We start from the raw sequence: 26,814 nt of genomic DNA, 5'->3' as shown, positions 1-26,814 counted from the left end.
GTTCTCAATGTCACTACAAAGAAGAGAGTTATGGCTCTCTTGGCGTTCGAATTGTATATGACACACCACAAAATGATAAAAAGATACAACCTTGCTAATTGTATCATGATCTCTGAATTTTCGGGATAATTCGACAAACTTATTTCCATCTTATACGCTAAGATTACTTTATAGTGAAAATACAAAAACGGTGCAAAACGAATAAATCGTTCTGCACCGTTTTTGTATTTTTTTCTTTTTTCTTTTTACAGAAATGAGTACCTTTATATTAGAAGGGTACTTATTTGGTTTTGAAGCTGAGGAATCCATCATCTACGGCAACGGTTGTCCCGTTCACTGCACTTGCTGCATCACTGAACAGGAATGTAACCACACTGGCTACTTTCTCCGGTTGAATAAGCTCTCCACGCATATGTTGAGTAGCAAGCGCATCCTTCATGGCTTGGTCATCACCCAGAATCGGTGTTTCGATAAAGCCAGGTGCTACACCAACTACACGAATTCCATGCTCAGCAAGTTCAAGTGCACCGGATTTGGACATCATGACAACAGCAGCTTTAGCTGCATTGTAGTTGAAGCTGCCTACTGCGGCAACACTTCCATAGATTGAAGCTGTGTTTACAATGGTACCCTGTACATTTAATTCAACCATTTTTTTTGCGCCATAATACATGCCATAGTACACACTATGTTGGTCTACATCAATGACTCTGTGATAGGATTCCGGGTCCATCTCCAGAAACGGCTTCACAAGTCCGATCCCTGCGTTATTGAAAATACCGCTCAGCGTACCATATTGCTCTACTGTCCAGTCGATGAGAGCTTTAATTTCGTCCCCTTTGGATACATCCACTTTATATGCGCCCGCTGTTCCACCTGCTGCTTCAATCTCTGCGGCAAGCTTCTTCGCACCTTCTTCATTATAGTCAGCGACAACAATAGTCGCACCTAGATCCGAAAGTTGAAGTGCTGTCTCTTTACCAATTCCACTAGCTCCACCTGTAATAATGATTACTTTTCCATTGTGTTCAGTCATAACGCAGTTCTCCTTTGGCAAAATATATTTAGTTACATCATAAACTTATAGTAAGTAACTATATTTTATTAACTTATATTTTTATCATACGCCTCTGTCACAGCCTTGTCAAATCATAGATCATCTTCACATGAATATGAGATAAATGTCATATGTATCTCATGATTACTTGATATAGTCTAGCTCCAGTGACATTAAATATGCATGAGTTTTCGGAAAACAAAAAAAGGCGAACATATCGGTCATTCAATCACTCCGATGTCTCGCCCTTTTCATGTAGTTAGATTAATTCATCTTATTCTCCCTGAAGCCCGCTTAGCGGATCTTTCAAATTATTGATGTTGGTAATCAGTTCAGGAATGCCTGTCTTCTCCCAATTTTCAGCCGTAAAGCCTTGCTCTGCAATCGTATTCTCGAAATTGTCCACGACTTCCGTTAATTGCGTATTGTAGCTGACGAGATTCTCATGAATGCTTTCTCCGATCGCTGGTGCCGTCAGTTGAGAAAACTCGCTTGCTTCTGCTTGAATCAGATCGATCTTCTCTTGAATCTGCGTCGTAATCTCCGGATTATTCACCGCACCTGATGCGAGCTCTTGCAGATCAGCCCCGGCGTTCGATACCTGTTCTATATAATCAGTAGCCCCACTCACATAATTTAAACTTTGATTGGCTTGTTCCACGACAGAACAGGCTGAAATCAGCAGAATACTTGATGCAATAAGGCCTGTCATCATTAACGTGTGCTTTCTTTTTCTTATGAACATGATCATCTCCCCTTCTCCTTATCGGAATCCTTGTTCCAAGTCCATGATACCTGTTCAGACTGCTTCATTGCAAATGGGTCTGCAACCAGCGTTATTAACATGTATAATAGTAGAATCACACGGTAAAGGGATGTCATGATTATGCTTCAAGCCTTAAACCAACGCTTGAACCGCATCATGCCACTGATTACCCCAATCAGCATTGTTATTGGCGTGTTATGCGGGAGTTTTCTTTCTTCTTATACCTTTTTATCCCCTTGGCTTTTTGCGTTCATGACGTTCGCTGGAAGTATCAGTCTTGGGATAAGGGATTTTGTGAACGTGCTGAAGAAGCCGTTCCCCCTGTTTGTATGTCTGTTTATTTTGCATTTGGCAATGCCTCTCATCGCTCTGGGCATGGGTCATTTGGTCTTCCCTACAGATGCCTACACTATAACAGGCCTTGTTCTGGCAGCCGTGATTCCGACAGGAATCAGCAGCTTTATCTGGGTCAGTATCTATCGGGGCAATATCGCACTTACACTTTCCATCATCCTGATTGATACCATGCTTGCTCCTTTTGTAGTGCCCGGCGTGTTATCCCTGTTAATCGGCACCAGTGTCACATTGGATACGGCAGCCATGATGAGCAGTCTGTTCTGGATGATTGTTGTGCCATCCCTGGTAGGTATGCTTTTGAATGAGTGGACCAAAGGCGCCATTGTCCCAGTCTGGGGACCAAGGTTGAACCCGTTGTCCAAATTGTTTATGGCATCTGTCGTCGCGATTAACGGATCTGTCGTTGCACCCTACTTGGCCGATTTCAATTGGAAGTTGGCTGGTCTTGCGGTCATCATTATTTTCCTGGCATCATTCGGTTATGCGTTAAGTTACTTCATCGCCCGATTGCTGGGCTGGAATGAGGCCGATCAGGTAGCTCTGGTGTTCAATGGAGGGATGCGCAATATCAGCGCAGGCGCGGTACTGGCCGTTTCTTATTTTCCGCCACCTGTTGCTGTCCCGGTCGTGCTTGGCATGGTATTCCAACAGATGCTCGCATCATTGACAGGTTATCTGCTCGGTCGTCGCTCTCAGCTTCTGCAAAAGTCAGATAAGACACCTGCTGCCTAACAACATACTGGAATAATCAAAAAAACGCCGACATGATTGTCGGCGTTTTGATTTGTGTTGCTATTATTACTATAATGCTACGATACTGCTACGTTTCGTAAACCTAGTAATCCGTTCCTGAAAATGCTGCTGTTAAACCTAAAGATAAGATAAGAATGTAAAACACAATTCCGATGGCGATCCATAACAATGATGCTTTTGCGTAATTTGCTTTGGAAGGGTTGGAATTACCAAACGCCCACACAAACAACATGATGATCTTAACAAGTGAAACTTCTTCGCTTACCATTTCTTGTACACAATAGAAAAAAAACCATCAACGAGTGATGGTTTTCATCTAATCATTCTTTTCAGAAATCTGTTGCTACTCATACATCTTTTATGATTATTTCGGCTGAATATATCCTTCAGCTTTAAGCAATTCTGCGATCAGAACTGCACCGCCTGCTGCTCCGCGGAGCGTGTTGTGGGACAATCCAACGAATTTGTAATCATAGAGTGAATCTTCGCGCAGTCGGCCTGTGGAGACACCCATTCCGCGTTCGATGTCACGATCCAGTTTCGTCTGTGGTCTGTTCTCTTCTTCAAAATACGTAATGAATTGTTTTGGTGCGCTTGGCAGAGCCAGCTCTTGTGGGCGACCTTTGAACTGCAACCAACGCTCCAGAATTTCGTCTTTGCTTGGTTTTTTCTCGAAGTTTACAAACACAGTAGCCAGATGCCCATCCGTTACAGGAACACGAATACATTGTGTTGTAATTAATGGAGCCGATGCTTTCACGATCTGATTGTTTTCGATGCTACCCCAGATCCGCAGTGGTTCTTGCTCACTCTTCTCTTCTTCGCCACCGATGTATGGAATGACATTATCGAGCATATCAGGCCAGTCCGTAAAGTTTTTACCTGCACCAGAGATTGCTTGATACGTGGAAGCGACAACCTGAGTCGGGTTGAACTCACGCAAGGCGTGCAGTGCTGGTACATAGCTCTGAATCGAGCAGTTAGGTTTTACTGCAATGAATCCGGTTTTGGTACTCAGACGTTTGCGTTGAGCTTCAATCACGTCCAGATGTCCCGGGTTAATCTCAGGGATAACCATTGGTACATCTGCCGTCCAGCGGTGAGCCGAGTTGTTAGACACGACAGGTGTTCCTGTTTTGGCATAAGCCTCTTCAAGTTCTTGAATCTCATTCTTTTTCATATCAACCGCGCAGAAAATAAAATCAACCTGGCTGGCAAACGCCTCTACCTGGGAAGCATCCTGAACCACGATTTTCTTCACAGCTTCCGGAATAGGAACTGCCAGTTTCCATCTGCCTTGTACGGATTCTTCATATGTTTTACCTGCCGAATTGGCGCTTGCAGAAATAGCTGTTACTTCAAACCATGGATGTTGATCGAGCAGGTCCACAAAACGCTGACCCACCATTCCTGTTCCTCCGACGATACCGACTTTCAATTTTGCTGACATTTAATCATCATTTCCTTTCGGTTTGAGTGATGCTTCTCTTTGTATCAATATCATAACTCACCAAAAAAAGTATTATGAAATTGACTCCTTAATTAACACTATTCAGGCAATTCCAAAGCGTGTAATCACAGCCCCGAAAAAACCAAAAAATCCCATCCCCAAGACAATAGTCTCAGGGACGAGATTGAACTCTCGTGGTACCACCCAGATTCGCCAATATGTCACCATATCCGCCTCTTCAAGTAAGGAATACAACCATGATGCTTGCTGTAGACCGTTCATACTCTAGCTCTGTAACAGGAGCTCCTGTCACACCATCCCTTAACGTTAAGTTCCGATGTGCTGCTCTGAGTCTTTATTCAATAAAAGATTCTTTACTCCTTTTCAGCTGCCGGAGCTCTCTTTGAAAGAATGAATTTTATCTACTCGTCTCTTCGTCGCATTTGATATTGCGATTATAATATCAAAATTACTGTGATGAAGTAAACACATTTTTTAAAATTTGCTGCAAATGGCTATTTCTTTACTGCTTTTTGGCAACAATCGCATACGTTCCCAATGGACTCCCTGGCCCCGAGACATGATGTGTCTTAAGTAATTTCAATTCGGAAAGAAGAAGTGTTTTCACTTTATCCGGGATCGGAAGCATTTGCAGTTCCACAGGCGCTTCTGCCAGTGTCATTTCGGTTTCCCAGCGACCGTCCTGCAGCTCGGGAGAATGGATCGAAGTCTCTTCCTTAATCATCCAGCCCGCCGCAGAGACAAGCTCTTGGATATCCTCCGGTGTAAAGAGCGTGCGCACATTGGAGAAGCTGTTCTCTTTGTAACATTCGACCTGGGATTGAATTAGAACGGATAACCAATGTGAGATCTGGCTCACATCTGTAACTCGTGCATCCCATTCGGCAAAACATAACTGATGTCCCCACGTCCTAACCTTGCTAAGAATCTGGGCCAGTTCGTCAAACGATTTCAAGTACCATGAACAATGGGAAAGTACGATCACATCAAACTCATTCTCGGCGAATTGAGCCTGATCACTTAGAATGTCGAAATCATAATCCATTCGAATTCGATCACCCAGCGGAGATCTCCGCAGCTTGGCTGCCGCTTCCCCTACGGTCAGAGGTGCACCATAATCCTCTGGTGCAATATCTACACCATGAACGTACCCATGCTCCCCCACCAAGTGTGCAAGCACGGCCGTTGTATCCCCCTGACCACATCCGATTTCCAGAACCCGGCTACCTTCCTGTATTCCCCAAAAGAGTCCCAGTTTCATCCGATGCTCGGTCTGAACGTACTGAATGGCGGCGTTGTCCTCCACGTCCATATACTTAATAAGGTCCCTGATGATAGACTCATTCATGATTCCTCACTCCTCAAAGAGCAACTTGAACTTCTTGCTCATTGTAGCGTTACAGGAAGCTTCATATCAATCCCTATGCCCACTGGGTTGCAAGCTTCTGAAGATAAGGTGTCAACATGGGTTGTAATTCCTTGCGCATCAGTCCGATCTCCAAGATCGCCTGAATATATCCGAACTGATCACCAATATCGTAGCGGCGCCCCTCCAGTTCAAGGGCCAACAGTTCCTCCGTCTGACTTACTTCTTTCAAAGCATCCGTTAACTGATATTCCCCTCCTGCCCCTCTCTCGATCTGATCCAGAATGGGAAAGATGGAAGGTTTCAGAATGTATCGTCCCATTACAGCTGTTCGGGATGGAGCTTCTGCAAGGGAAGGCTTTTCGACCAAATTGGTGACTCGGTGAACCCGGTCCTCTGCACCATTTGAATCAATGATGCCATATTTACTCACATTTGCCGCATCTACCTGACGAACACCGATGATTTGGTTGCCTGTCTTTTCATAGAGATGGACCATCTGTGCAAGTGCAGGCGGATCAGAGACCATAATGTCATCTCCGAGCAGTACAGCAAAAGCATCATCCCCTACAAATTGCCGTGCACACCCAATCGCGTGCCCTAGTCCAAGCGGTTCTTTTTGACGAATAAAATGAATATTGGCCATCTCGCTGATCGCCTGCACCTCTTCCAATAAAGACTGTTTGCCCTTGGCATATAAAGAATGTTCAAGCTCAACCGATTTATCAAAATGATCCTCTATGGATTTTTTGTTGCGTCCGGTCACAATGAGGATATTCTCAATGCCTGATTGCACTGCTTCTTCAACAATATATTGGATGGCCGGTTTGTCTACAATCGGTAACATCTCTTTGGGCTGTGCTTTGGTCGCTGGCAGGAAACGGGTTCCGAGACCCGCTGCCGGAATAACTGCTTTTTTAATACGCATTCATCTTACGCTCCTTTCATTTGATAGCTATACGAAACACCCAATATCTGCTGGCCATATAGTTCAGAACCATTCCCATTAAAGTAGCCAGGATCTTGCTTATCACGAGACTCCAACCCAACATGTCGTGCAAAATCATCAGAATCAGCGCGGATAACGCGAGAACGACGAGATTGGTGATTAGAAAACGAATAAGTTTCGCTCTATCGCCGCCCTCTCGTGTTGTATCTCGAAAAGTCCATCTGCCGTTCAGCCAATAACTGTTCGCAACACCACAGCTGTACGAGATTACTTGAGCAATCAAAACCGGTACACCGATCACTGCGAGCAAAGCAAACACCACTGCATCCACTGCCGTATTCGCGACACCCACAATTCCGAACTTGAAGAGTGTGACCAGACGATTAGTCATGGTGAGCAACTCGGGCTGTCAATCGGGATTGTGCTTGCTGGGCATCGTCCGGAACCACGTCTCTCACAATGTATAGCGGACGCGCCTTGGTCTCATCATAGATTCGCCCAACATACTCGCCCAGAATGCCCAGCATGATCAGGATGAATCCGTTAAACATCAGCATGATGCTCACAATGGAGGGCCACCCCTTCATCGTTGAATCCGTAAAGATGGCCGAACCAATAACGGTTAACATATAGATGAATCCGCCTACCGACAGGATCGCACCTACATAACCTGCGAGCTTGAGCGGTTTATGCGAAAATGACGTAATACCATCCAGGCTCAGCTTCAGCATGCGTTTCAGCGGATATTTCGTTTCGCCTGCCGGGCGTTCATCACGTTCATATTCAATGGCAGTCTGACGGAATCCGACCCAACTGACCAGCCCGCGCACGAACCGGTTTTTCTCCGGAAGACGTTTCATCTCATCACATACTTTGCGGTCAATCAGGCGAAAATCTCCGGTGTCCACCGGGATATCTGTATCCGTTGAGGCACGCAGTACACGATAGAACAGACTGGCTGACCATTTCTTGAAGCGGGTTTCTCCACTTCGTCTGGTGCGACGGGCATACACCACTTCATAGCCCTCTTTCCACTTGGCGATCATATCCAGAATCAGTTCGGGTGGGTCCTGAAGATCCGCATCGATAATGACGACGGCATCCCCCGCTGCATAATCCATACCCGCTGTTATCGCAATCTGATGACCGAAGTTACGAGCAAAATCAATCAGCTTCACACTCTCGTCCCAACGGGCGTAGTCACGAATCATCTGTGCACTTCGATCCATGCTGCCATCATTGACGAACAGCAGTTCATAGCTCTCTCCTGTGCTGCCCATGACCTTCTTCAGACGCCGATAGGTCTCCTCGATCACCGCTTCTTCGTTATACATGGGAATAATAATGCTGTATCGGTACGTTTGAGCCATGTTTGTCCCCTCCCTTTTCCAATGGACTTCGTTCGAGATTTTCATTTCGGCTACAATTTCACTTCGTACAAGGTGGTCTGTCCGCCGAATCCGAATCCAGCTCTGTTTCCTGCGGCACCGCTATCCGTAGATCCGCTGTCGGTACCTGTCTGCCATTCTGAGGATGGAATCTCGGTACCGTGCTCTTTGATCCAATCACTAATGTCCGAGTTTCCGCCTCGGCCACCCATGCCACCAACCATGAAGTATTTCACTTGCCCACTCTTGACGAGTTGTTCCAGTTCCTCCGTTGTGTACACCGGGTCTGAACCGGAGAAACCTCCCAGCGTAATTACCGATGCTTTCTCGTCGATAATATAAGGTGCTGCCTGATTATAGTCTGTTGTGGCGAAGAGATACGTTTCGCCTGTATTGTGCTCTTTCAGATAATTCAGTGTAGCTGTATCGACTTCTTCGTTACGGTTGCCCATTCCGCCGCGGCCACCAGTTGAAGGCATTTCTGTGACCCCTGCACCATTACCCATCGGCATACCCATGCCGGCTCCGCCAAACATGCCATTGGAACCTGTAGGCCCTGCTGCCGGAATCATACTGTTACCACCATAAGTAATTGGGGTGAATGCCCAATAGATTGGACCGATCAGCATGACCACAAATCCTGCGATAATGAAGCCCTGTTTCCAGCGATGTGTACGATGTAGCATAACGACCAGGATGACCGTGACCAGAATACCTGCGATCAATTCACTAATGGACCAGCCTGCACCAATCGTATCGTTATACACCTGCATGATATACCAGCCGAACAAGGTCGTCAGCAGCACGGATACCGGAAGCAACCACGCCTGCCAGCCCATTCGTTCACGATATAACTTCCACATGGCTACATATCCTGCGCCAGTTAGCGCCGCAATTGGAGGTGCAAGCATAATCAGATAATATTGATGGAAGAAACCTGCCACACTGAAAAAGGCAGCAACGGGAATCAACCAGGCCAGCCAGAACAAAGCCTCCTTGTGCTTGTTCGTAATATTTCTCCGTCTTAATCCTGCAAATATGGCAATGCATCCAAGCAATACAACTGGCAGAAGCCAGCTGGCTTGACCTGACAGTTCAGTCTGGAACAGACGCAGAGGACCTTTCTCCCCCGTACCAAACATGCCTCCCATGCCTCCGCCACCATTACCGCCGAAATTTCTTCCTTTTGGCATTTCCATATCATTCGGCATCTGACCGTTTGGGAAATTGGCATTCGGCCCATTCATACCGCCCATGGCATTCATGCCGTTCGAACCATTCATATTATCGTTATCCGGTGCATTGACATCTTGCCCCGTGCCAGGGGCACCACTCCCCATCTGATTAGGAGCAGAAGTCGAATCCCCTCGATTGCCACGATTATTGCCCTGCCCAGCAGCGTTCGGCATCCCCGCGTTACCTGCTGTGTTCTGCTGACCCGTTAGACGGGACAGGCCATTGTATCCAAATGCCAGTTCCATGACCGAGTTTGTTTCACTGCTGCCGATATAAGGCCGCTCGTCTTCGGGTATAGAATCCACAGTAACCGCCCAGGATAAGGAAACCACTGCCAGAACCGCTGTGCTGCAAATCAGCAGGATGATCTTCCTTCTCCACTTCGCCTGAAATGCAAGCAGATAAAACAAGTAAAACGCCGGGAGAATCATGTAGGCTTGAAGCATCTTCATATTAAAGGCTAAGCCTATGAACCCAAAGGAAACCAGAATGCGCCAAGCACTGCCTTGTTTGCTGCCTTTGAACAAAAACCATGAACCCAGCAGCAGCGTAAACACCAGCATGCTGTCAATATTGTTGGTCCGACTGACTGCGGCTACGACAGGCACAGTCGCCATCGCAAGTGCCGAGATTCGTGCTGCTGCAAGACCATATGTAGGTTTCACCATGAAATAGATTAGGAGCACCGAACCGATTCCCGCTAATACCTGCGGCAAAATAACGCTCCATCCGTGCAATCCGAATACATAGGCAAAGGCTGTCTGGATCCAGAAGACAACAGGTGGTTTGTCAACAGTTACCGAGCCTGCCGAGTCTAGTGATGCATAGAAAAAGTTATGGAAGTTGCTTAGCATACTCCCAACGGCAGTCGTATAATAGGAATTGGCATATTGATCGTTCCAGATGCCGTACCCATTCAGAAATGCCGCCAGTAATACAATCGGCAGAAGGACAAGATCCATCCTTCTTTTGGTGTTATTCAATGGTAATCACTCCTTCAAAGTTCTTCATGTCTAGTATTGTGACATGCCAAAATAAAGCTGGGATGAGTGCCCGCTGAATGTTGTCTGAGGATAATTCACAATCCTTTCAGCTAAATTTCAGTTTGGCAAGCGATAATACTACATACAGTCCCTCCGAAGTGAGGGAGAAATCTAGATGGATCAAGCAAGGAGAGAACGTACATTATGAAGCTTAGCAGCGGAATTAAAATACTATTGGCTGATGATGAACCACATATTTTGCAATTTCTGGAGCTTGGATTAAGCAATGAAGGCTTCGATGTGCGCACAGCACCCGATGGAGCAGCTGCACTTGAGTTGGCGCTTGAATTCAGGCCACATATGGCTATTTTGGATGTCATGATGCCAGAGATGGATGGTTTTGAAGTGGTCGAGCGTCTGCGTAAGACCGGAGCCCAGGTTGGCGTGATTATGCTGACAGCGAAGGACGAAGTCGAGAATCGGGTTAAGGGCTTGTGGTTAGGTGCTGACGATTACATGATCAAGCCCTTTGCCTTCGACGAGCTGCTCGCCCGGATTCAGGCCAGACTGCGTAATCAATTTCCTTTATTAATCGGAGCCGTCACTCATGGTCCCTTCCGAATTGATGATCAGCGCAAAGAAATCACCTATCAGGATCAGGTCCTGGAGTTATCTCCTACCGAATACGAACTGTTAAAATTTATTGTGCTTAATCATGGGATTGTACTGAGCAAAGCGACCATTTTGAGTCGGGTGTGGGGGTACGATTTTGGCGGGGAAGAGAATATTGTAGAGGTGTACGTTCGGTCCTTGCGCGACAAACTCGGGGATAAAGAGCACAGACTCATTCGCACGCTTCGAGGTGTCGGGTACAGGGTGGATCTCTGATGAACTCGCTGCGTAAAAAAAATAAACTTCGTTTAGGACGTCTACACCAATGGATCTGGCCGCGTTCCCTGCGTTCGCAATTGCTCTCACGTTCTCTCTTCGTGCTTGCAGGGCTACTATTGTTAATCGGCATTCTGCAATTCTGGATCATGGAAAGCTTTCTCTACCGCAATCAGGCGAAAACCATGGAAGAACAGCTCATGTCCATGCCCCCGGTTTGGCTCGGAATCCAATCACGTAGTGGCTCTTCCAACAATCCTTTCGGTGGACAGGCAGGTAACGTGTCTGGCAATCGGGTGTTGTTTATTCCTGACCGTTCACTGGCTCTATTTGATAACCAAGGTACGTTCGAGGATGTTTTTGGGGAAGACGGTCTGAACGCCCCTCATCTCTCAACCGCTGAATATCAGGACATTACAGATGAGTTAAAAGAACAAAAACATATTCCCTACCGGATCGTAACGGATAGCCAAGGTAAGGAGCAATTGATTGTCTTCGCCTCACCCGGTCCACGCAATCGCGGCTTACCGATGGTCCAGATGGGTACGGCTACGAAACCACTGAGAGATCTGATTATTAAACAACTTTTGATCTTCATCATGTTATCGCTGTTGGCCATGGTGGCCGGCCTTATTCTGTACACCAAGGTATTACGCCGGACACTCGTTCCCCTGTCCAACATGGTGAATAAAGTACAGCAGATCGATGCAGGCAGTCTCGCAGAACGCCTTCCCGTCGTTCAGGGACAAGAAGAAGTGGATCAGCTCGCACTTTCATTCAATGGCATGCTTGAAAGGCTGGAAAACTCGTTTGAAGCAGAGCGGGAATCGAAAGAACAGATGCAACGTTTCTTGTCCGATGCTTCCCATGAGCTGCGCACCCCCCTCACCTCCATTCATGGCTTTATTGAAGTTTTACAGCGGGGGGCTGCCACCAATCAAGATCAACTATATAAAGCACTGGACAGCATGCACGGCGAATCCGTGCGAATTAACAAATTGGTTGAAGATTTGTTGTTACTAACCAAGCTGGATCAGGCTCCAAAGCAGGAGCAGGAGGTCATTCAGCTGGACAGTCTGCTGCTCGAAATGCAACCACAACTGACCATGATGGCTCAGCGGAGGTCCATTCATCTCGACCTGACGGCTGCTGTCCATGTTCTGGCTGATCCTTATAAGCTGAAGCAGGTTGTGCTGAATCTGTTCCATAATGCGGTGCAGCACACCGATCCAGAGCATGGGGCCATCTCCATAACGTTATATGCCACGCACCATAAGGCTGAATTGTCCGTAAAGGATAACGGCACGGGCATTGAACCTGAACATCTGCCCCATATCTTTGAGCGATTTTACCGCACAAGCAGTTCTCGTTCGCGCAAACAAGGGGGCGCTGGTCTCGGTCTAGCCATTACCCACTCCATTGTGGAGTCGTATAGTGGGAAGATTACGGTACGAAGTCAGGTAGGCTTGGGAACTGAATTTATGATATTAATGCCGCTGCATAAGACTGATATCTAGGCTGAGCTTCGGCTGCAAGTAGGCTATCCAAACGCTTTTTCTTTCATCTTGCTCCCGATTTTGATTGCATGACAAATCCCCCACTCATTTTGATTTAGAAATGAATGGGGGATTCTTTTGTTGTATCCGTTTATTATGATGGCAGCCCAATGGGTTTCAGGCTAACGAATCTGAGGCGTCATATTTAAGGATTTGAAGCTTATATATGCTTTTCATAAAATACCATTGTCATTTTGTCGTTAATTGCTTTTGTTCCACCCGTTTTTTTGTAGCCTATCTTTTCATACAAATAACAGTTTCCTTGCTCTTGTAAGATGGTACCCAATTTCCATGACTTTGCATCATCATATATCTGCTCAACCATTGTAAAAACTTTTTGTGCGATTCCTTTTCCTTGATGTTCTGGCAGTATAAAAATTGGGCTAATACTGTAGATCCGATTATCTTTTTTCACGACTCTAATTCCACCAACAGCAACCTCAAGATGATGAATTATAAAATAATCTGTAAAAGATTGATTGATTTGAGTAATAATTCTTTCTAAGGTTTCATTGGCAGGGCTTGTTTCAAAGTCCTGATATTTTTCCAACAAAGGCATAAATGCTTTGACTTTCATTTCATGAATAGTCGATGCATCTTCTAAATCTGCTTTGTACAATGAAACCTCCATTAAATATATACCTCCGATTGATATGCTTGTTAGAAATACGATTTATAGTCCATGCTCTGTTAACTTAATACAAGAAAGATGTTCGTTTACGTTTGGTGTTTGTTTCATTTGCAGCATACAAACAAGATAAAACTATCATTTTTTTATTCGACGTTGTATTCTCATATTCCTTGCTTCTATCTAAGTAACAGAACCGCGCCAATATTTTCATCTAACTTTCCGCTATTATCCCTATCTATCGTTACTTTTGGCAACGGTCGATTACCAAGGGTACACACCGTTCTCATCTAGTAACTCCCCGTTATGACGTTTGCCATCCGTCGCATAGCGCACAATAATCGCAGCGCTGGCTTCTTTTGATTTACCGCCTTCGGCATTGCCGTTAAGATCTGTTGATGTGAAACCGGGCGTTACTGCAAAGACTTGCGCCCGGCTGTTTTTCACTTCATAAGCCATCGAAAGTGTCATGGCGCTGTTGGCCGTTTTGGATGAGTTATAGTCGAAGGCATTTAACGTAAATTCCGCATTTTGCATATGATCCAGAGAAGCCATGTCAGTCGATACATTAATGATTGTGCCTTCATTATCTTTGATTAACGGGAACAATCGCTGATTCAAACGGAAGGTGCCGAAAAAGTTGACTTCAAAGGCATTCCGTAAATCTTCCTCTTGGGTATCCGTAAAAGAATGAGAGAACGCACCCGGCATACCCGCGTTATTGATCAGAAGGTTTATGTCGGGATAAGTCTTATGAATTGTTTCGGCTGCCTGTTCGATGCTCTTCAAGTCGTTCATGTCGATCTGTACTAATTCTACGTCTAATCCCCTGGAAGTTAACTCCGAAACAGCTGCTTCACCCCGTTCGACACTGCGTGCGCCAAGGATAACTTTCCAACCCGCTTCACCCAACTGCTTGACGATTTCATATCCAATTCCTTTATTAGCTCCGGTTACAAAGACCGTTTTTTTCATGCGAATCCTTCTTTCCCTAAATTGATTTATATTGAACAATGTATAAGTTACTATGCTACACTTAGTGTAGGTCAAATTTTTTTTATAAAAGGGGTTTAACATGTTAACCATTGGAGAAGTAGCGAAAAAAGTTGAGGTCTCGATCGGAGCGATCCGCTTTTACGAAAGGAAGGGACTGTTGAAACCTGCTGCGCGAAGTGAGCAGAATAACCGTCTTTATTCGGAGGATGATCTGAACTGGCTGGTTTTTATCAAATGTCTCCGCGAAACCGGGATGAGTGTGGAAGACATCAAAAAGTATTATGATCAGGTAAATGAAGGTACTTCAACCCTGAAGGAAAGAACCCAACTAATTGAAGATCAAAAACAAAAGTTACTGAATGATATCGAGGAGAAAAAAGCGCAGCTTGTTCATTTGGATAACAAATTGGAGCGTTATTATCGTGGAGAAAATTATTAATTTCAGCTTGTCCTATAGACTAAACGACGAAAAAAAATCAGGCAGCCAGTAATAACTGTCTAACCTGATTTGAAATGCTAATGTTATAGCTATTTTTCGGGGGACTATGTTCTTGCCCTGACATCATCACGTCAATACAACCATCTTGAGACAAATGCATTAAACATGACCTTGTTGCTTCCGCAGTTGATAATGGTTATATTTTTCATCCTCGATCTCGATCGAGTTGACCGGTTCAAAATGACATTTCAGTATTACCTTATTGGATGCTTGATTGGTAATCAATGCGATGGCATTCAGCACCTCAACATTTGTGTATTCAAATAAATACTCCGTCATTCCTTTTACTGCCTGGGTTGTATAGCCACGGTTCCTGAAATCTTTCGAAATACCGTACATAATCTCCCGATTGGGTGCTGGCAGTTCATCCTTAATGCCCGAGCAGCACCATCCTATAAACTCATCATTTTCTTTGAGTACGATAGCCATACGCAAGTATAACTCTCCAATATCCTCTCCGGCCATCACAGCTTGTTTAAAACGCTGATTCTGAGGAATTTCATATTCGCCGAGCCAAAGGGCCCTCTCTTCAATCGTAGCGTTCCATCCTGGTAGGAATTCATACACCTCGGGTTGCCACGTAATTTCTTGCAGTTTCTCCAAATCTTCAATTCGATACTCACGCAAATAAATATCCTTGCAATCGATGATTAATTCATCGTTTTGTATGGATTGGTTCATACTTCCTCCTACTTCACACTTAATTTCAGCTTGTTAGCTTTTACTTCAAACAAGCCCTTCTTTTTCTATAAACTCGTCTTTGGTTAATCCAAAGAGGATCAGATCCTGATATTTTCCATCCGTATAGATGACCTGACGACGCACACCTTCCTGAACACATCCAGGCTTTACAATAACCCATAATGTGGAATTAGAGGAGATTTTATTTAAACCACTCTAACGAAAATAGCCCCCGAACAGGTCAAACCTGTTGGAGGCTACGCTCTACTTTATATCAAAATCTCATTACGATTCTTCCGGGTATTGAGGCTTGGATACGTTATCCGGAACCGTTTGGTCGAAAACATCCTGACCCGGGTAATCCCGTACATCTCCTTCATGAAGCTCATGATTTTCATAATCAAAACGATGTGCAGATCGCTGATCCACCCGCCACGGAGAACTTTTCCCAAGAGACTCGGATAACAAAGAAGAACCGTAAGGTCCCTCCGGAAATTCTTCGAGTGTGATATCGTTTCGCTGCGACTCCACCGTAGACACATCAGTATATTCTTGCCGTTCTTCACGCAAAAACTTATCTTTCATCGTTCGTCCCTCCTGATCCACTTCAGATGATCAACGTACACTTATTGTGAGCGAGGTCAAACGCATTTATGCATGATTATTGGAAAATACTGCGTTTAAAGTTCTGATCCATTACCGGATCCATCACGATCATCATCGCCATCACCACTGGCGAATCCATACTAACAGTACAAAACCAATGAGGCCAGCCATGCTAATCCAGGTATCGCGCTTGGACCATACCAATAACGAAGAACGTGCTCCAAGCAAAGAGTTTTCTCGAACTTTACGCATTTCCATCGCAATGGTCATATCCTCTGCACGTTGGAACAGTGCCATTAACAAAGGAATGACCATCGGACCGAGGTCACGAATTCGCACGGTATTCGGTCTTAAAGCGGCCTTCCCACGTGCCCGTACGATCAGTGAGAATCGCTGCCACTCACTCCAGATCATCGGGATAAATCGAAAGATTAACGATACAGCAAGAGCAAACGAAGCTACGGGTAGCTTCATTTTTTTACCGATACCGAGTACCCAGTTCAGCCCTTCTACCATCCGGCCATAAGGCGTCGTCAGTGAAAACCACAGACTTGCCAAAGTAACGATAAACAAACGATATACATTCAGCAAAGTGCCCTCCGCCTGTGCCAGGGAAAAACCAAAGTGCAGACCGCCTGCCTCAGTTGAAAGGGTGGTTCCAGATAACGACGTTGATATGAGGAAAAATAATAACAGTGGCTTCATTAGTTTCATGCATCCAGCCAACGTCTGACGCGGAAGAACGGCAAGTGCGGCCACTACCGGCACCAGTGTTAACGTTAATCCCAGCCAGCGCTGTTGAAGCATCGCGGCGGTGACCAGCAAAATATACAAAATCCACTTCAGACGAGGATCCATCACGCCATATAATCCGGCTGAATGAGTCAATGTGTTCGGAAGAAGTTTCGGATCCTCCCCATCTATAGTCTCTAATGCATCCCTCTGGGCAATCCTATTCCCTATCCCAGACGGATCTATCGATTCGTTCTGAGCTCCCACCCCAACGGACGTGGACTGAACAATGCTTTCAGCCATCTCCTCTGGCGTCATTGCGGTAAAAGACAGATCAAGACCCGCTGCCTTAAACTGCTCTGCTAGTCGCATCGAAGGTGGCAGACCAATCCCTGTCTGCTCCAGCAGTTCAGGCCTTTCGTGAAGTTCTCTCGACGTGAGATCGGCGATTAGACGACCTCCCTGCAACAACAATACCCGATCCGCACAAGGCAAGAATGTATCCAGATCATGGGTGGCTACCACAACTCCACCACCTGCCAGACGATGTTGCTCCATTGCATCCAGCAAGAGCACGACACTTTGCGCTTCCAACCCGGCACTCGGCTCATCCAGCAGAAGCCAGTGTGGATTGGTCACAGTTCCGAGAGCAAGTCCAAGCCTGCGCTTCTCCCCACCACTTAGTGCAAATGGAGACCTATCCAGATGAAATCGCCGTTCCAGCTCAGGAGACACTGACGGGTCCCATTGGTTGAGTGCTTTTGTGATCTGCTCTTGTTGTTCGTTCTCGGAAAGTCGATAGGGACGCAGTGAATAGTTGAATTCACGCTGAATACTTCGGGCAAACAGTTGTTGCTCCGGAAATTGAAATACTAGTCCCATTTGCAATAAAATCGAGTGCGGCACTTTCCCTTCTTTCCAGAAAAGCGTACCATCCAATGTAATACTGCCTGCATTAAGAGGTTTCAGGCCAGCCAGTGTCTGTAGTAAGGTCGTTTTTCCCGAACCCGTACAGCCTAGCAGCAAGGTGATTTCACCACTGTTCAACTGAATATTTATATCTTCAAGCAGTGCACGTTTGCTCGATTCCGATGCTTCTATACGTATATTTGTTAATTCGATCTCCAACGCGCGACCTCCTTAGCTAATTGCTCGGGCCGCAGTGGCATGGCTTCTGGCATCATGCCTTTTTGCTTGAGCAATAACGCAGTCTTTACAGTGAAAGGAGGGTCTAACCCTAACCGATCACAAGCGGATAGCTGCTCATCTTCTCCGGTGATTTTCTCATTCGTCTCTGTCTTATAGAAAAAGGACTCCGGCTCCCCGTCGTACACACAGCGCCCTCGTTCGATAGCAATGATTCGATCACACAGGGTCGCCTCTTCCAGATGATGCGTTATCCAGATTACCGTTGTCCCCCGCTTGGTAATCTTCTGAACGATGGCCTCGATACGATCTCTTGCTCCCGGATCAAGCATGGCTGTCGGCTCATCCAGAATCAATACATCTGGTTTGGCAGCGAGCGCTACAGCAATGTTTAGTAGCTGTTTCTGTCCACCCGATAATTGCGAGATGGCCATCTCTGGCGGATAATGAAGTCCTACAGTATGTAATGCGTCCTCCCTGCGCTCCGATTGTTCTTCTACAGTATTCATTAATGGAGACAACGCAAAATGAAACTCCTCTTCAATCGTATCGCCCAGTACCTGGGCATCCGGTTGCTGCAATACACCTCGAACGGTAAGTTCATCCGAGATATTCCGCACCCCTCCCGAGAGCGGAGTGAATCCAATTAGTAGTCCAGCGAGCGTACTTTTCCCACTGCCATTCGCTCCTACAATACTAATCCATTCCCTTTGATGCAGCGTAAGTGATACCCCATCCAACGCTTTCCTCACCTGACCACCTTCGGAAGCATAATGCACTCGAACGTCCTCTAATATAATTATTGGCATGTTGCCTTGCATTGTAAATTAGTCCTTTCCCTTTCTATTGTTATGTGGTACGATCCTAATCGTTAACCACATTTATTTAATTGGTTAACAATCATATTACCAAAATGGAGAGGATTGTTCAAACATGAAATTATCTTTGCGAGGCATTGTATTTAGCGCACTTATGGCCGCAATTTTAGTACTTTTTGGTTACATAAGCATTCCCATTGGCTTCTCCCCTGTACCGATAACATTACAGACCTTGGCTGTCATGCTGGCTGGAGGATTACTTGGTCCACTTTATGGTTTCCTAAGCGTTACCATGGTTGTTCTGCTCACTGCTCTAGGTTTCCCATTACTGCACGGGACCGGAGGACTTGCGGTGCTTCTTGGACCTACCGGAGGATATGTGATGATGTGGCCGATCTCCGCATTATTAATTGGATTACTGCTTGCACGAATCAACATCAAAGGTGTCACAGGATTCATTCTCGCTTTTATCATATTTGAACTGTTTGGTTCACTGCTCGTATATGTATCCGGGGTGCCTTGGCTTGCCTATGCATACAAAATGGATTTACCTGAGGCCATGATTCAAGGGTTTTATCCTTACATTATAGGGGATCTGATCAAATCTGCATTTGCTGCGATCATCATTGCACCTGTGCGCATGGTTTTCCCACCACAACGACTCACAGGTAACGTGCATTCAACGGTTGTAAAAGCGGAGTCTTAACAGAAGCTACATAAGGTATCCGATCTTCCTACTTTGAAAAAGACGAAACCGCCAAAATCACTTTGGCGGTTTTCGTTACTTCTCTTCCTCTAAGGTTGTTCTGTCATCGGAGTGATCCGTGTAAATCTTCTTTAGTTCAACTTATATATTCACCTGAAGCAATTGACGCGCTGTAATCTGAAATTGTTGATCCGCTGTATTTTCAATAAACCTCTGATCATGAGATACATACAGAATGGTCCCCTCATACGCCTTGATAAAACGCTCCAACGCTTCCAATGCATGCATATCAAGAAAATTCGTCGGCTCATCCAACAATAGAATGTTATATTGTCCAAGAAACAAGTGACATAATTGAAGACGAATCGCTTCTCCTCCACTTAATGTACTAACATTCTTCCGCAAGTCATTTCCTGTAAACTGCATCGCGTACAACGCACTTCTCAGCTCTGATTCCTCATATTCCGAACGATTTTTCAGGAATTGTAATACGGTCTCTTTTGTTGTGAAACGATAGCTCATTTGCTGAAAATAACCAAGCTTCGCTTTTGGAGACATCGTGATGTGATCTCCAGCATGGAAAACATGGTTAAGCAATGTGCTTTTCCCACTGCCATTGGCTCCGGTTATCGCTATTTTTTGTTTTAATGGAATTTGAAAACTTACATTCTCCAACAAAACATTACCTTCCACCTCAAGCGTAAGGCGATCTGCCATAATTGGAAATCGGTTGTGCAGCTCCAGTGTCTTCGGCTGACGGAAGATCATAGGTCGTTCCTCTTGCACTGCTTTTACCTCATGAAGTTGTTGCATACGCTGTTCAATCGCTTTAGCTGCACGGTGTACCGCTTTTTGACTGGTGCCTTTGGATTTCGTTTCAACCATTCGGTTTGGTTTTGCCTTGGATTCTTTTTTGGACATGCTTCCAGCCTGTGTTATTTTCTCGGCTTTCTTCATCTTTTCCCGGGCGGCCAGCTCCAATCGTCTTTTCTCCTTGGAGAATTGTTCATGGGCCTGGTTTTGTTGTTCACGCTCCAGCCTCTTCTGTGCCTGATAATCACTATAGTTACCGGAATATACATGAACCTCACCTTGATGGATTTCCCAGATCGTGGTCACCAATTCATCCAGAACCGCACGATCATGACTGATCAGCACAAGCGCCCCATAGTAATAACGCAATTCATCCAGCAAAAATGTAATGCCCTCTTGATCCAGGTGTGTTGTTGGTTCATCCAGTAACAGTACTTCATGATAATGAGTGAACATGTGAGCCAGTTTCATACGGGTCTGTTCTCCGCCACTCCATAGTTGGTCGTGTTGAGGTACGGCTAATTTACTGAGTAAAGCCACGTCAACTTCCAGATTTCCATTAGCCTGGGGTGGTTCCACTTGTTCCAAATAGCCAAATTCCGCGTACCTTTTCACCTTTCCGGCAGTCGGCTGGATCTGTCCTGCAATGAGTTTCAACAACGTACTTTTACCCTGACCATTACCACCCACTATACCGATACGATCCAGTTGATGCACGGCCAGTCTCTCAATGTTCAGTACTGCTTTATCCATATAGGTCATCTCAACCTGTTCTAATTCAAAACATATCTTTTCCATATTCGCTACCTCCGAAATAAGATTTATTTCGTATCGATAGCGAAGCACGCTTCTATCGATACGAGCTGATCGTGCCAGCTCGTATCAATAGAACAGTAACGTCATCATAGCGGTACCTCCTATAATTTGTATTGAAACCCTTACCTAATTAAAAATAGTCATAAGAAAACAAAAAATCACAGGCAGGGCCTGTGATTCAATGTAAACGAGAAAACGAGTATAACACTTATTTTAAGGTCAGATGTTTGAAAATGACAGACTGATCCCGTTTACTCTGAACCAATGGTCAGAGCCTTTGAACGTATTCAATTACCGATTCAAAGGAAGGAAACGCAGTCTCATCGCATGTGTCATATTCAATAATCCACCTTTCATTATCATGTATAGATGTACAATTCTAATTATAATTTTCCAATTCCACCATGTCAACGGAACCATGAAAACTCTAAAGTATCGAATTTGTATCTATTCTTATTTTATTCCTGTCCCTTTCCGCTGTACAACTTCAATAACATCTCCTGGCTATGAACATTGCCTTTAGCCTGCGGAATGACTTCCTCGTAGTTGGCGGAATTCGTTACGATAATCGGCGTTACCGTGTGATAACCAGCAGCCTTAATCTGTGCAATATCGAATTCAAGCAACAGATCTCCCGCTCGGACGCGGTCCCCTTCTTTGATATGAGAGGTAAAATGCTGACCGTCCAATTTGACGGTATCGACTCCGACGTGAACCAATATTTCAGCACCCGTGTCTGACACAACTGCCAAGGCATGTTTTTTCTTGAATGCAACGGTAACTGTACCATCAAAAGGCGCTACGACTCTGCCTACAGCTGGCTCAATCGCTATTCCTTTACCCATTGCTCCGGATGCAAACGCCGGATCTGGAACTTCTGACAATTCCACAATTGTTCCTTCAATTGGGCTAAATACAACTTCGTCTAAAGCATCCGCTGCACGAACAGATTGCTCGGTAGATGCAGCAGATTCGGTTTTTGTTTCTTCTTCAACTGGATCTTTGAAACCCATGATGTATGTCAGTACAGCCGAGACGACAAAGGATACTACGATACCCAGAATCAATCCTGGGAAGCCTTGTCCACCTGGTCCGTAGAAGATTGGCAAGGTCAGCAAGCCCGGTGCGCCGGACGCAAATGCTAATGTGCCCGCTTGACCAATGATAGCTCCACCAACTGCACCACCGATAACTCCTGCAATGAATGGACGTTTCAGTGGTAATGTTACCCCATAGATGGCCGGTTCAGTAATACCGAACAAAGCCGTCAATGTGGATGATCCCGCTAATGTTTTCAGTTTTTTGTTCTTGGTTTTCAGCATAACCCCAAAAGCAGCACCCGTTTGAGCAAAGATTGAAGCTGTCGCAGCTGGTTTAACCCCATCCTGTCCATACACGGCAACGTTGTTGATAAATACGGGAATTAGACCCCAGTGTATTCCGAAGATAACGAGCAGCTGCCAGCTTGCACCCATAACGGCTCCAGCGAGCAATGGACTAAATCCAAATGCGGCAACGAGTCCCGCTGCAATTGCATTACCAACGTATACGCCAAATGGTCCGAATACAAGCAATGTCAGAGGTACCATGATCACTAGTAAAAACAAAGGTGTAACAAAGTTTTTCACACTATCGTGAAGAGTCTTATTAAAGAACTTCTCCAACTTACTCATGACAATGACAGCTAAAATGATAGGAATAACCGTAGATGAATAGTTCATCAGGATTACAGGAATTCCGAAGAAATCTGTGGGTGTTCCCTCCGCTTTTAGCGCAACGATCGAAGGATAGATCAACGCACCCGCAATCGTCATCGCCACAAACATATTACCCTGGAATTTGCGAGCTGTTGTAACCGCTAACAACAGAGGCAGGAAATAAAACAGACTATCTGCTGCTGCATACAGGATCTTATACGTTGTTTCTGTCGTCTCCAGCCATCCGATATTGCTTGCAATCAACAATAACCCTTTAAGAATACCGGCTCCCGCCATAACACCCAGAAGTGGTGCAAAGATGCTCGATATGATATCGATAATACCCCCGAGCCCTTTGGCTGCTTTGCGAGGTTTTTCTTTATCTGACGAATCGTCCAGAATGTTACTGATCTGTCCAATGGCACTATAGACTTCAGGCACCTTGTTACCAACAACCACCTGGAACTGTCCTCCGTTTTCTTTGACTGCGATGATGCCTTCTGTTTTCTCCAGTTTGGCTTTGTCTGCCTTGGCATCGTCCTTCAATACAAACCGTAATCGTGTTGCACAATGAACCAGTGATTCCACATTTTTCTCACCGCCAACCAGTTCTACAATCTCTTTGGCCAGTTTCTCTTGACTCATGATCTGCACCCCCACTTTTTCTCAAACAGGCCCCTTACCGATTTTTTTGCACGCAAAAAACCTAAGCCTAGAGTGAGGGGACACAATGGTCCTAACCTTCTCATGACTTAGGTTTTGCCTGCATAACCAGTAACAATCCCAGTTAAATCGTATTTAATTCCTGTTAATCACATATTATTATAATAAAACCATTTTTGTCAACATTTAAATATTATCGATTAACCACTCGTTCGATATGAACCGTCAGATACAATTTTTCTTCATTGGTCAACTCATGGTTGTATTCCTTTTTGACAAACAACTCAATTTTTTCCGTACATGCTGCCGCATCTGGATGCTTCTCCTTAATCATGTCGTAGAAATGATCATAGTTGTTGTCGTAATGCATACCACTGAGCACACGCTGAGAGAAGAACTTCAGATGTGTGATGAAGCGAAAATAACTTAGAGAATCCTCGTCAAATTCCATTTTGAAATGATATTTCGCTATATTAATAATTTGCTGGATAAACTTCGTAATGTTCATCGTCGTAATGACTTCTTCATTCATCTCTGCATTGACAATATGAAGAGCAATATAAGCCGCTTCATCGGTTGGAAGCTCAATATTCATTCGAGTGTTGATCTGTTCCAGCGTCCTCAGGCCGAGTCCGAACTCAGGCTTGTACAATTGCTTGATCTCCCACATTAATGCGTTCTTGATCTCCACACCTTCCCGATAACGTTCAATCGCAAAGTTAATATGATCCGTAAGGGATACATAAATGTTCTCATTCAACTTTCGTCCCAGATTCTCACGCGCATACGTGATGATCTCCTCCACAATTTCAATCAGTTCCATCGGAACTTCGCGCAGCAGCATTTTAAAATTATCGGATGTTTGTTTGTTTTTCAATGCAAATACTTTCTGGATGCGGGTCTCGTCTACTTTATCCCCCGGCTTTTTCTTAAAGGCAATCCCACGCCCCATCACCACAAGCTCTGCTCCATCTGCTTGATAGATGCTAATGACGTTATTGTTGATAACCTTTGCTATTTTCACTTCAATCCCCCCGTCACGTTCCACTCTCTTGGCAGTTATACATCGTCTTTTGGGCATACAAAAAAAACCTGAAGCATCACAAAATAAACAAGACATGGTGGTCTGCTTTTTTTGGTGCTTAGGTTTTGCCTACTTCGTGTAGTAACAATCCCAGAAACGATATATTTGCGTCAAGTATAGCGCGAACCTGACTAAATGTCAACGCTTTCAAGGTGGGGACAATCGGAAGTCCCATAGTTATATAAATTGAACTAGAGAATATTTACACTAGCTACTGCGCGGCCAGAACAACCTTCCGATCGCTGTTATCCCCAGATTTTTTGATTCCCTTTTTAAAGGGGAAATCCGGTGATAAAGGCGAGTTTATGCTTACGAAGTAGCTTTCCATAGAAAGCTTTTAGCTTCGCTTCTCCAGCTTTTTTCTGTCCTCTCCGTTTTGTGTAAATGTTTAGTTCAATTTATATAGATGAAACTTCCGATGTTTTATTGCCGTACAAGACCATTTTAATTCAGAAAAATATAAACTACTCGTCACCCAGGTTTGTTCCGTTCGATTCGATCACATTTTTGTACCACTCAAAACTCTTCTTCTTCAGTCGTGTCAGTTCTCCTTGACCTTCATTATTACGATCCACATAAATGTAGCCATAGCGTTTTCTCATCTCTCCTGAGGAAGCACTCACAATATCAATTGGCCCCCAGCTGGTGTAACCAATGATGTCCACCCCATCCTGAATGGCCTCACCCATTTCAGCTACATGCCGTTTCAAGTAATCAATCCGGTATGCATCATCCACTTCACCTTCTGGTGTAACCACGTCATTGGCGCCAAATCCATTCTCAACGACAAACAGTGGCTTCTGATAACGATCATGTAGTTGATTGGCGGTAATACGGAATCCTTTGGGATCAATCGTCCAACCCCATTCGGACTTCGCCAGATATGGATTCGCTACCGAACCAAATACATTACCGCTGGTCATATTTTTGATGACTTCCGGATCGGTACTGGTTGTACGACTAGAATAGTAGCTGAACCCGATATAATCTACGGTATGATTTTTCAAGATTTCCGCATCACCCGACTGCATAACGATGTTTAATTCGTGGTCCTTAAAGAAACGTTTGGCGTAACCCGGATATTCCCCACGGGACTGCACATCGATGAAGAAATAGGATTCTCTATCTTTTTCCATCCCCTGGAACACATCTTCCGGATTACAGGTATACGGATAGAAGCTTCCCGCCGCAAGCATGCAACCAATCATGGCACCAGGAATAATCTCATGACATGCCTTGACTGCCAGTGCACTTGCAACCAGTTGATGGTGAGCAGCCTGATATTGAATTTCTTTGATGTTATCCCCTTCGTTGAACGCAAGTCCCGCTCCAAGGAACGGAAGATGTAGCAGCATGTTGATCTCATTGAAAGTCATCCAGTATTTCACCTTGTCTTTGTATCGAGTGAATACCGTAGTAGCGTAAGTCTCGAATAAAGTTACCAGTTCACGACTTCTCCAGCTGCCGTACTTCTCAATCAGATGCACAGGCACATCAAAGTGAGCCAGTGTAACCACGGGTTCAATGCCGTTTTTCAACAATTCATCAAACAGGTTATCGTAAAATTGCAATCCTGCTTCATTCGGCTGCGCATCTTCTCCTGTTGGGAAAATTCGTGCCCAGGCAATGGAGACACGCAGTGCTTTGAATCCCATTTCTGTAAATAGAGCAATATCTTCAGGGTAACGGTGATAGAAATCGATCGCTTCATGCGAAGGATAGAACTCGGTAGCAAGCGGCGTAAAAGCTGGAACATTTCCTTTCATAATACTTCTGCGGTTCTCTCCGGTCGGCAGCAAGTCAACGATACTCAGCCCTTTGCCATCTTCCAGATACGCGCCCTCCGCCTGATTGGCAGCAATGGCTCCACCCCACAGAAAGTCTTTAGGAAATTTAAAATTCGTCATCATCATTCTCCTTCCAAATATGTAATTCAGCTACCCGCTCAAATCGCAAGAAATATTAAAAAGACAAACTATTTAAGTTGAACTACACGATTACACATAAACGGAGAGGACAGAAAAAATCTGGAGAAGCGGCGCGTTCGCCTTTATCACCGGATTTCCCCTTTAAAAAGGGATTCAAAAAATCTGGGGATAACAGCGATTGGAAGATTGTTCTGGCCGCGCAGTCGCCCCGTGTAAAATCGTTTGTTCAAC

General features: G+C 45.0%; 23 protein-coding genes and 1 other annotated feature. Of the genes, 5 read left to right on the top strand and 18 right to left on the bottom strand.

Annotation, left to right across the window (positions count from 1 at the left end; genetic code table 11):
- Nucleotides 1–280: 280 nt before the first annotated feature.
- Together MKX75_RS12995 and MKX75_RS12990 are read right to left on the bottom strand one after the other, a co-directional pair.
- The gene (locus tag MKX75_RS12995) at nt 281–1,036 is read right to left on the bottom strand and encodes an SDR family NAD(P)-dependent oxidoreductase (RefSeq protein ID WP_062834183.1); all 756 of its coding nucleotides are present in this window, start codon (nt 1,034–1,036) and stop codon (nt 281–283) included.
- A 295-nt stretch (nt 1,037–1,331) separates the two neighbouring features.
- Nucleotides 1,332–1,772 carry a DUF6376 family protein gene (locus MKX75_RS12990; RefSeq protein ID WP_124114481.1) on the bottom strand — a complete coding sequence of 147 codons (441 nt, stop codon included), beginning with the start codon at nt 1,770–1,772 and terminating at the stop codon, nt 1,332–1,334.
- Nucleotides 1,773–1,943: 171 nt separating this feature from the next.
- Here MKX75_RS12990 and MKX75_RS12985 point away from each other — a divergent pair, with 171 nt between their 5' ends.
- Nucleotides 1,944–2,912 (top strand): bile acid:sodium symporter family protein, encoded by a 969-nt coding sequence (locus tag MKX75_RS12985; RefSeq protein WP_339169892.1) that lies wholly within the window; start codon nt 1,944–1,946, stop codon nt 2,910–2,912.
- A gap of 385 nt (nt 2,913–3,297) precedes the next feature.
- Here MKX75_RS12985 and asd read toward each other — a convergent pair whose 3' ends face one another.
- From asd to MKX75_RS12955, 6 genes are all read right to left on the bottom strand, one after another.
- Nucleotides 3,298–4,383, bottom strand: coding sequence for an aspartate-semialdehyde dehydrogenase (asd, locus tag MKX75_RS12980; protein WP_339169890.1), 1,086 nt, complete (start codon nt 4,381–4,383; stop codon nt 3,298–3,300).
- Nucleotides 4,384–4,554: 171 nt separating this feature from the next.
- Nucleotides 4,555–4,830 (bottom strand) — a binding site (T-box leader).
- A 76-nt stretch (nt 4,831–4,906) separates the two neighbouring features.
- Nucleotides 4,907–5,752 carry a class I SAM-dependent methyltransferase gene (locus MKX75_RS12975; RefSeq protein WP_339169889.1) on the bottom strand — a complete coding sequence of 282 codons (846 nt, stop codon included), beginning with the start codon at nt 5,750–5,752 and terminating at the stop codon, nt 4,907–4,909.
- Nucleotides 5,753–5,825: 73 nt separating this feature from the next.
- On the bottom strand, nt 5,826–6,698 hold the full coding sequence (galU, locus tag MKX75_RS12970) for a UTP--glucose-1-phosphate uridylyltransferase GalU (protein ID WP_339169888.1): 873 nt from the start codon (nt 6,696–6,698) through the stop codon (nt 5,826–5,828).
- Nucleotides 6,699–6,714: 16 nt separating this feature from the next.
- Complete coding sequence (locus MKX75_RS12965) at nt 6,715–7,110, bottom strand: GtrA family protein (protein WP_062834178.1); 396 nt, start codon at nt 7,108–7,110, stop codon at nt 6,715–6,717.
- A complete protein-coding gene (locus MKX75_RS12960; protein WP_339169887.1) occupies nt 7,103–8,089 on the bottom strand; it encodes a glycosyltransferase family 2 protein in 987 nt (328 codons plus the stop codon). The genes MKX75_RS12965 and MKX75_RS12960 overlap by 8 nt, the downstream gene beginning before the upstream one ends.
- 50 nt (nt 8,090–8,139) lie before the next feature.
- Nucleotides 8,140–10,305 carry a glycosyltransferase family 39 protein gene (locus MKX75_RS12955; protein ID WP_339170448.1) on the bottom strand — a complete coding sequence of 722 codons (2,166 nt, stop codon included), beginning with the start codon at nt 10,303–10,305 and terminating at the stop codon, nt 8,140–8,142.
- 225 nt (nt 10,306–10,530) lie between these two features.
- Here MKX75_RS12955 and MKX75_RS12950 point away from each other — a divergent pair, with 225 nt between their 5' ends.
- Together MKX75_RS12950 and MKX75_RS12945 are read left to right on the top strand one after the other, a co-directional pair.
- Complete coding sequence (locus MKX75_RS12950) at nt 10,531–11,214, top strand: response regulator transcription factor (RefSeq protein ID WP_062834175.1); 684 nt, start codon at nt 10,531–10,533, stop codon at nt 11,212–11,214.
- Nucleotides 11,214–12,731 carry an ATP-binding protein gene (locus tag MKX75_RS12945; RefSeq protein ID WP_339169886.1) on the top strand — a complete coding sequence of 506 codons (1,518 nt, stop codon included), beginning with the start codon at nt 11,214–11,216 and terminating at the stop codon, nt 12,729–12,731. Before MKX75_RS12950 ends, MKX75_RS12945 begins: the two co-directional genes overlap by 1 nt.
- A 199-nt stretch (nt 12,732–12,930) precedes the next feature.
- Here the strand turns inward: MKX75_RS12945 and MKX75_RS12940 are convergent, their stop codons facing one another.
- Complete coding sequence (locus MKX75_RS12940; protein ID WP_339169885.1) at nt 12,931–13,401, bottom strand: GNAT family N-acetyltransferase; 471 nt, start codon at nt 13,399–13,401, stop codon at nt 12,931–12,933.
- Between the two features lie 261 nt (nt 13,402–13,662).
- Nucleotides 13,663–14,373: an SDR family NAD(P)-dependent oxidoreductase gene (locus MKX75_RS12935; protein WP_339169883.1), complete on the bottom strand. Its 711-nt coding sequence runs from the start codon at nt 14,371–14,373 to the stop codon at nt 13,663–13,665.
- Nucleotides 14,374–14,473: 100 nt separating this feature from the next.
- Here MKX75_RS12935 and MKX75_RS12930 point away from each other — a divergent pair, with 100 nt between their 5' ends.
- The gene (locus MKX75_RS12930; RefSeq protein WP_062834171.1) at nt 14,474–14,833 is read left to right on the top strand and encodes a MerR family transcriptional regulator; all 360 of its coding nucleotides are present in this window, start codon (nt 14,474–14,476) and stop codon (nt 14,831–14,833) included.
- A 159-nt stretch (nt 14,834–14,992) separates the two neighbouring features.
- Here the strand turns inward: MKX75_RS12930 and MKX75_RS12925 are convergent, their stop codons facing one another.
- From MKX75_RS12925 to MKX75_RS12910, 4 genes are all read right to left on the bottom strand, one after another.
- Nucleotides 14,993–15,574 carry a GNAT family N-acetyltransferase gene (locus MKX75_RS12925; protein WP_339169882.1) on the bottom strand — a complete coding sequence of 194 codons (582 nt, stop codon included), beginning with the start codon at nt 15,572–15,574 and terminating at the stop codon, nt 14,993–14,995.
- Nucleotides 15,575–15,859: 285 nt separating this feature from the next.
- Nucleotides 15,860–16,159, bottom strand: a complete 300-nt coding sequence (locus MKX75_RS12920) for a hypothetical protein (RefSeq protein ID WP_076330953.1) — start codon at nt 16,157–16,159, stop codon at nt 15,860–15,862.
- Between the two features lie 141 nt (nt 16,160–16,300).
- Nucleotides 16,301–18,040 (bottom strand): ATP-binding cassette domain-containing protein, encoded by a 1,740-nt coding sequence (locus MKX75_RS12915; protein ID WP_339169881.1) that lies wholly within the window; start codon nt 18,038–18,040, stop codon nt 16,301–16,303.
- On the bottom strand, nt 18,025–18,867 hold the full coding sequence (locus tag MKX75_RS12910) for an ATP-binding cassette domain-containing protein (RefSeq protein ID WP_339169880.1): 843 nt from the start codon (nt 18,865–18,867) through the stop codon (nt 18,025–18,027). Before MKX75_RS12910 ends, MKX75_RS12915 begins: the two co-directional genes overlap by 16 nt.
- 124 nt (nt 18,868–18,991) lie before the next feature.
- Here MKX75_RS12910 and MKX75_RS12905 point away from each other — a divergent pair, with 124 nt between their 5' ends.
- The gene (locus MKX75_RS12905) at nt 18,992–19,582 is read left to right on the top strand and encodes a biotin transporter BioY (protein ID WP_339169879.1); all 591 of its coding nucleotides are present in this window, start codon (nt 18,992–18,994) and stop codon (nt 19,580–19,582) included.
- A 141-nt stretch (nt 19,583–19,723) separates the two neighbouring features.
- Here MKX75_RS12905 and abc-f read toward each other — a convergent pair whose 3' ends face one another.
- From abc-f to MKX75_RS12885, 4 genes are all read right to left on the bottom strand, one after another.
- Nucleotides 19,724–21,193, bottom strand: a complete 1,470-nt coding sequence (abc-f, locus tag MKX75_RS12900) for an ABC-F type ribosomal protection protein (RefSeq protein ID WP_339169878.1) — start codon at nt 21,191–21,193, stop codon at nt 19,724–19,726.
- 476 nt (nt 21,194–21,669) lie between these two features.
- The gene (locus MKX75_RS12895; protein WP_339169876.1) at nt 21,670–23,553 is read right to left on the bottom strand and encodes a beta-glucoside-specific PTS transporter subunit IIABC; all 1,884 of its coding nucleotides are present in this window, start codon (nt 23,551–23,553) and stop codon (nt 21,670–21,672) included.
- A 211-nt stretch (nt 23,554–23,764) separates the two neighbouring features.
- Entirely contained in the window at nt 23,765–24,595 is an 831-nt protein-coding gene (locus MKX75_RS12890) for a PRD domain-containing protein (RefSeq protein ID WP_062834162.1), read from the bottom strand.
- A gap of 524 nt (nt 24,596–25,119) precedes the next feature.
- The gene (locus MKX75_RS12885; RefSeq protein ID WP_339169875.1) at nt 25,120–26,562 is read right to left on the bottom strand and encodes a 6-phospho-beta-glucosidase; all 1,443 of its coding nucleotides are present in this window, start codon (nt 26,560–26,562) and stop codon (nt 25,120–25,122) included.
- Between the last annotated feature and the right edge of the window lie 252 nt (nt 26,563–26,814).

The sequence above is a fragment of the Paenibacillus sp. FSL R5-0341 genome (assembly GCF_037975235.1).
Lineage (GTDB): Bacteria > Bacillota > Bacilli > Paenibacillales > Paenibacillaceae > Paenibacillus > Paenibacillus amylolyticus_A.
The sequence above is the reverse complement of the archived record's forward strand: the minus strand, read 5'-3'. Positions and strand labels throughout refer to the sequence as shown.

What these genes read in the sequence shown, in the direction of transcription:
- MKX75_RS12885 (WP_339169875.1), bottom strand. Translation starts at nt 26,562, where the DNA reads ATGACGAATTTTAAATTTCCTAAAGACTTTCTGTGGGGTGGAGCCATT.
- MKX75_RS12925 (WP_339169882.1), bottom strand. Translation starts at nt 15,574, where the DNA reads ATGAACCAATCCATACAAAACGATGAATTAATCATCGATTGCAAGGAT.
- MKX75_RS12935 (WP_339169883.1), bottom strand. Translation starts at nt 14,373, where the DNA reads ATGAAAAAAACGGTCTTTGTAACCGGAGCTAATAAAGGAATTGGATAT.
- abc-f (WP_339169878.1), bottom strand. Translation starts at nt 21,193, where the DNA reads ATGGAAAAGATATGTTTTGAATTAGAACAGGTTGAGATGACCTATATG.
- MKX75_RS12905 (WP_339169879.1), top strand. Translation starts at nt 18,992, where the DNA reads ATGAAATTATCTTTGCGAGGCATTGTATTTAGCGCACTTATGGCCGCA.
- MKX75_RS12950 (WP_062834175.1), top strand. Translation starts at nt 10,531, where the DNA reads ATGAAGCTTAGCAGCGGAATTAAAATACTATTGGCTGATGATGAACCA.
- MKX75_RS12930 (WP_062834171.1), top strand. Translation starts at nt 14,474, where the DNA reads ATGTTAACCATTGGAGAAGTAGCGAAAAAAGTTGAGGTCTCGATCGGA.
- MKX75_RS12920 (WP_076330953.1), bottom strand. Translation starts at nt 16,159, where the DNA reads ATGAAAGATAAGTTTTTGCGTGAAGAACGGCAAGAATATACTGATGTG.
- MKX75_RS12945 (WP_339169886.1), top strand. Translation starts at nt 11,214, where the DNA reads ATGAACTCGCTGCGTAAAAAAAATAAACTTCGTTTAGGACGTCTACAC.
- MKX75_RS12895 (WP_339169876.1), bottom strand. Translation starts at nt 23,553, where the DNA reads ATGAGTCAAGAGAAACTGGCCAAAGAGATTGTAGAACTGGTTGGCGGT.
- MKX75_RS12955 (WP_339170448.1), bottom strand. Translation starts at nt 10,305, where the DNA reads ATGGATCTTGTCCTTCTGCCGATTGTATTACTGGCGGCATTTCTGAAT.
- MKX75_RS12995 (WP_062834183.1), bottom strand. Translation starts at nt 1,036, where the DNA reads ATGACTGAACACAATGGAAAAGTAATCATTATTACAGGTGGAGCTAGT.
- MKX75_RS12990 (WP_124114481.1), bottom strand. Translation starts at nt 1,772, where the DNA reads ATGATGACAGGCCTTATTGCATCAAGTATTCTGCTGATTTCAGCCTGT.
- MKX75_RS12960 (WP_339169887.1), bottom strand. Translation starts at nt 8,089, where the DNA reads ATGGCTCAAACGTACCGATACAGCATTATTATTCCCATGTATAACGAA.
- asd (WP_339169890.1), bottom strand. Translation starts at nt 4,383, where the DNA reads ATGTCAGCAAAATTGAAAGTCGGTATCGTCGGAGGAACAGGAATGGTG.
- MKX75_RS12985 (WP_339169892.1), top strand. Translation starts at nt 1,944, where the DNA reads ATGCTTCAAGCCTTAAACCAACGCTTGAACCGCATCATGCCACTGATT.
- MKX75_RS12910 (WP_339169880.1), bottom strand. Translation starts at nt 18,867, where the DNA reads ATGCCAATAATTATATTAGAGGACGTTCGAGTGCATTATGCTTCCGAA.
- MKX75_RS12940 (WP_339169885.1), bottom strand. Translation starts at nt 13,401, where the DNA reads ATGGAGGTTTCATTGTACAAAGCAGATTTAGAAGATGCATCGACTATT.
- MKX75_RS12965 (WP_062834178.1), bottom strand. Translation starts at nt 7,110, where the DNA reads ATGACTAATCGTCTGGTCACACTCTTCAAGTTCGGAATTGTGGGTGTC.
- galU (WP_339169888.1), bottom strand. Translation starts at nt 6,698, where the DNA reads ATGCGTATTAAAAAAGCAGTTATTCCGGCAGCGGGTCTCGGAACCCGT.
- MKX75_RS12975 (WP_339169889.1), bottom strand. Translation starts at nt 5,752, where the DNA reads ATGAATGAGTCTATCATCAGGGACCTTATTAAGTATATGGACGTGGAG.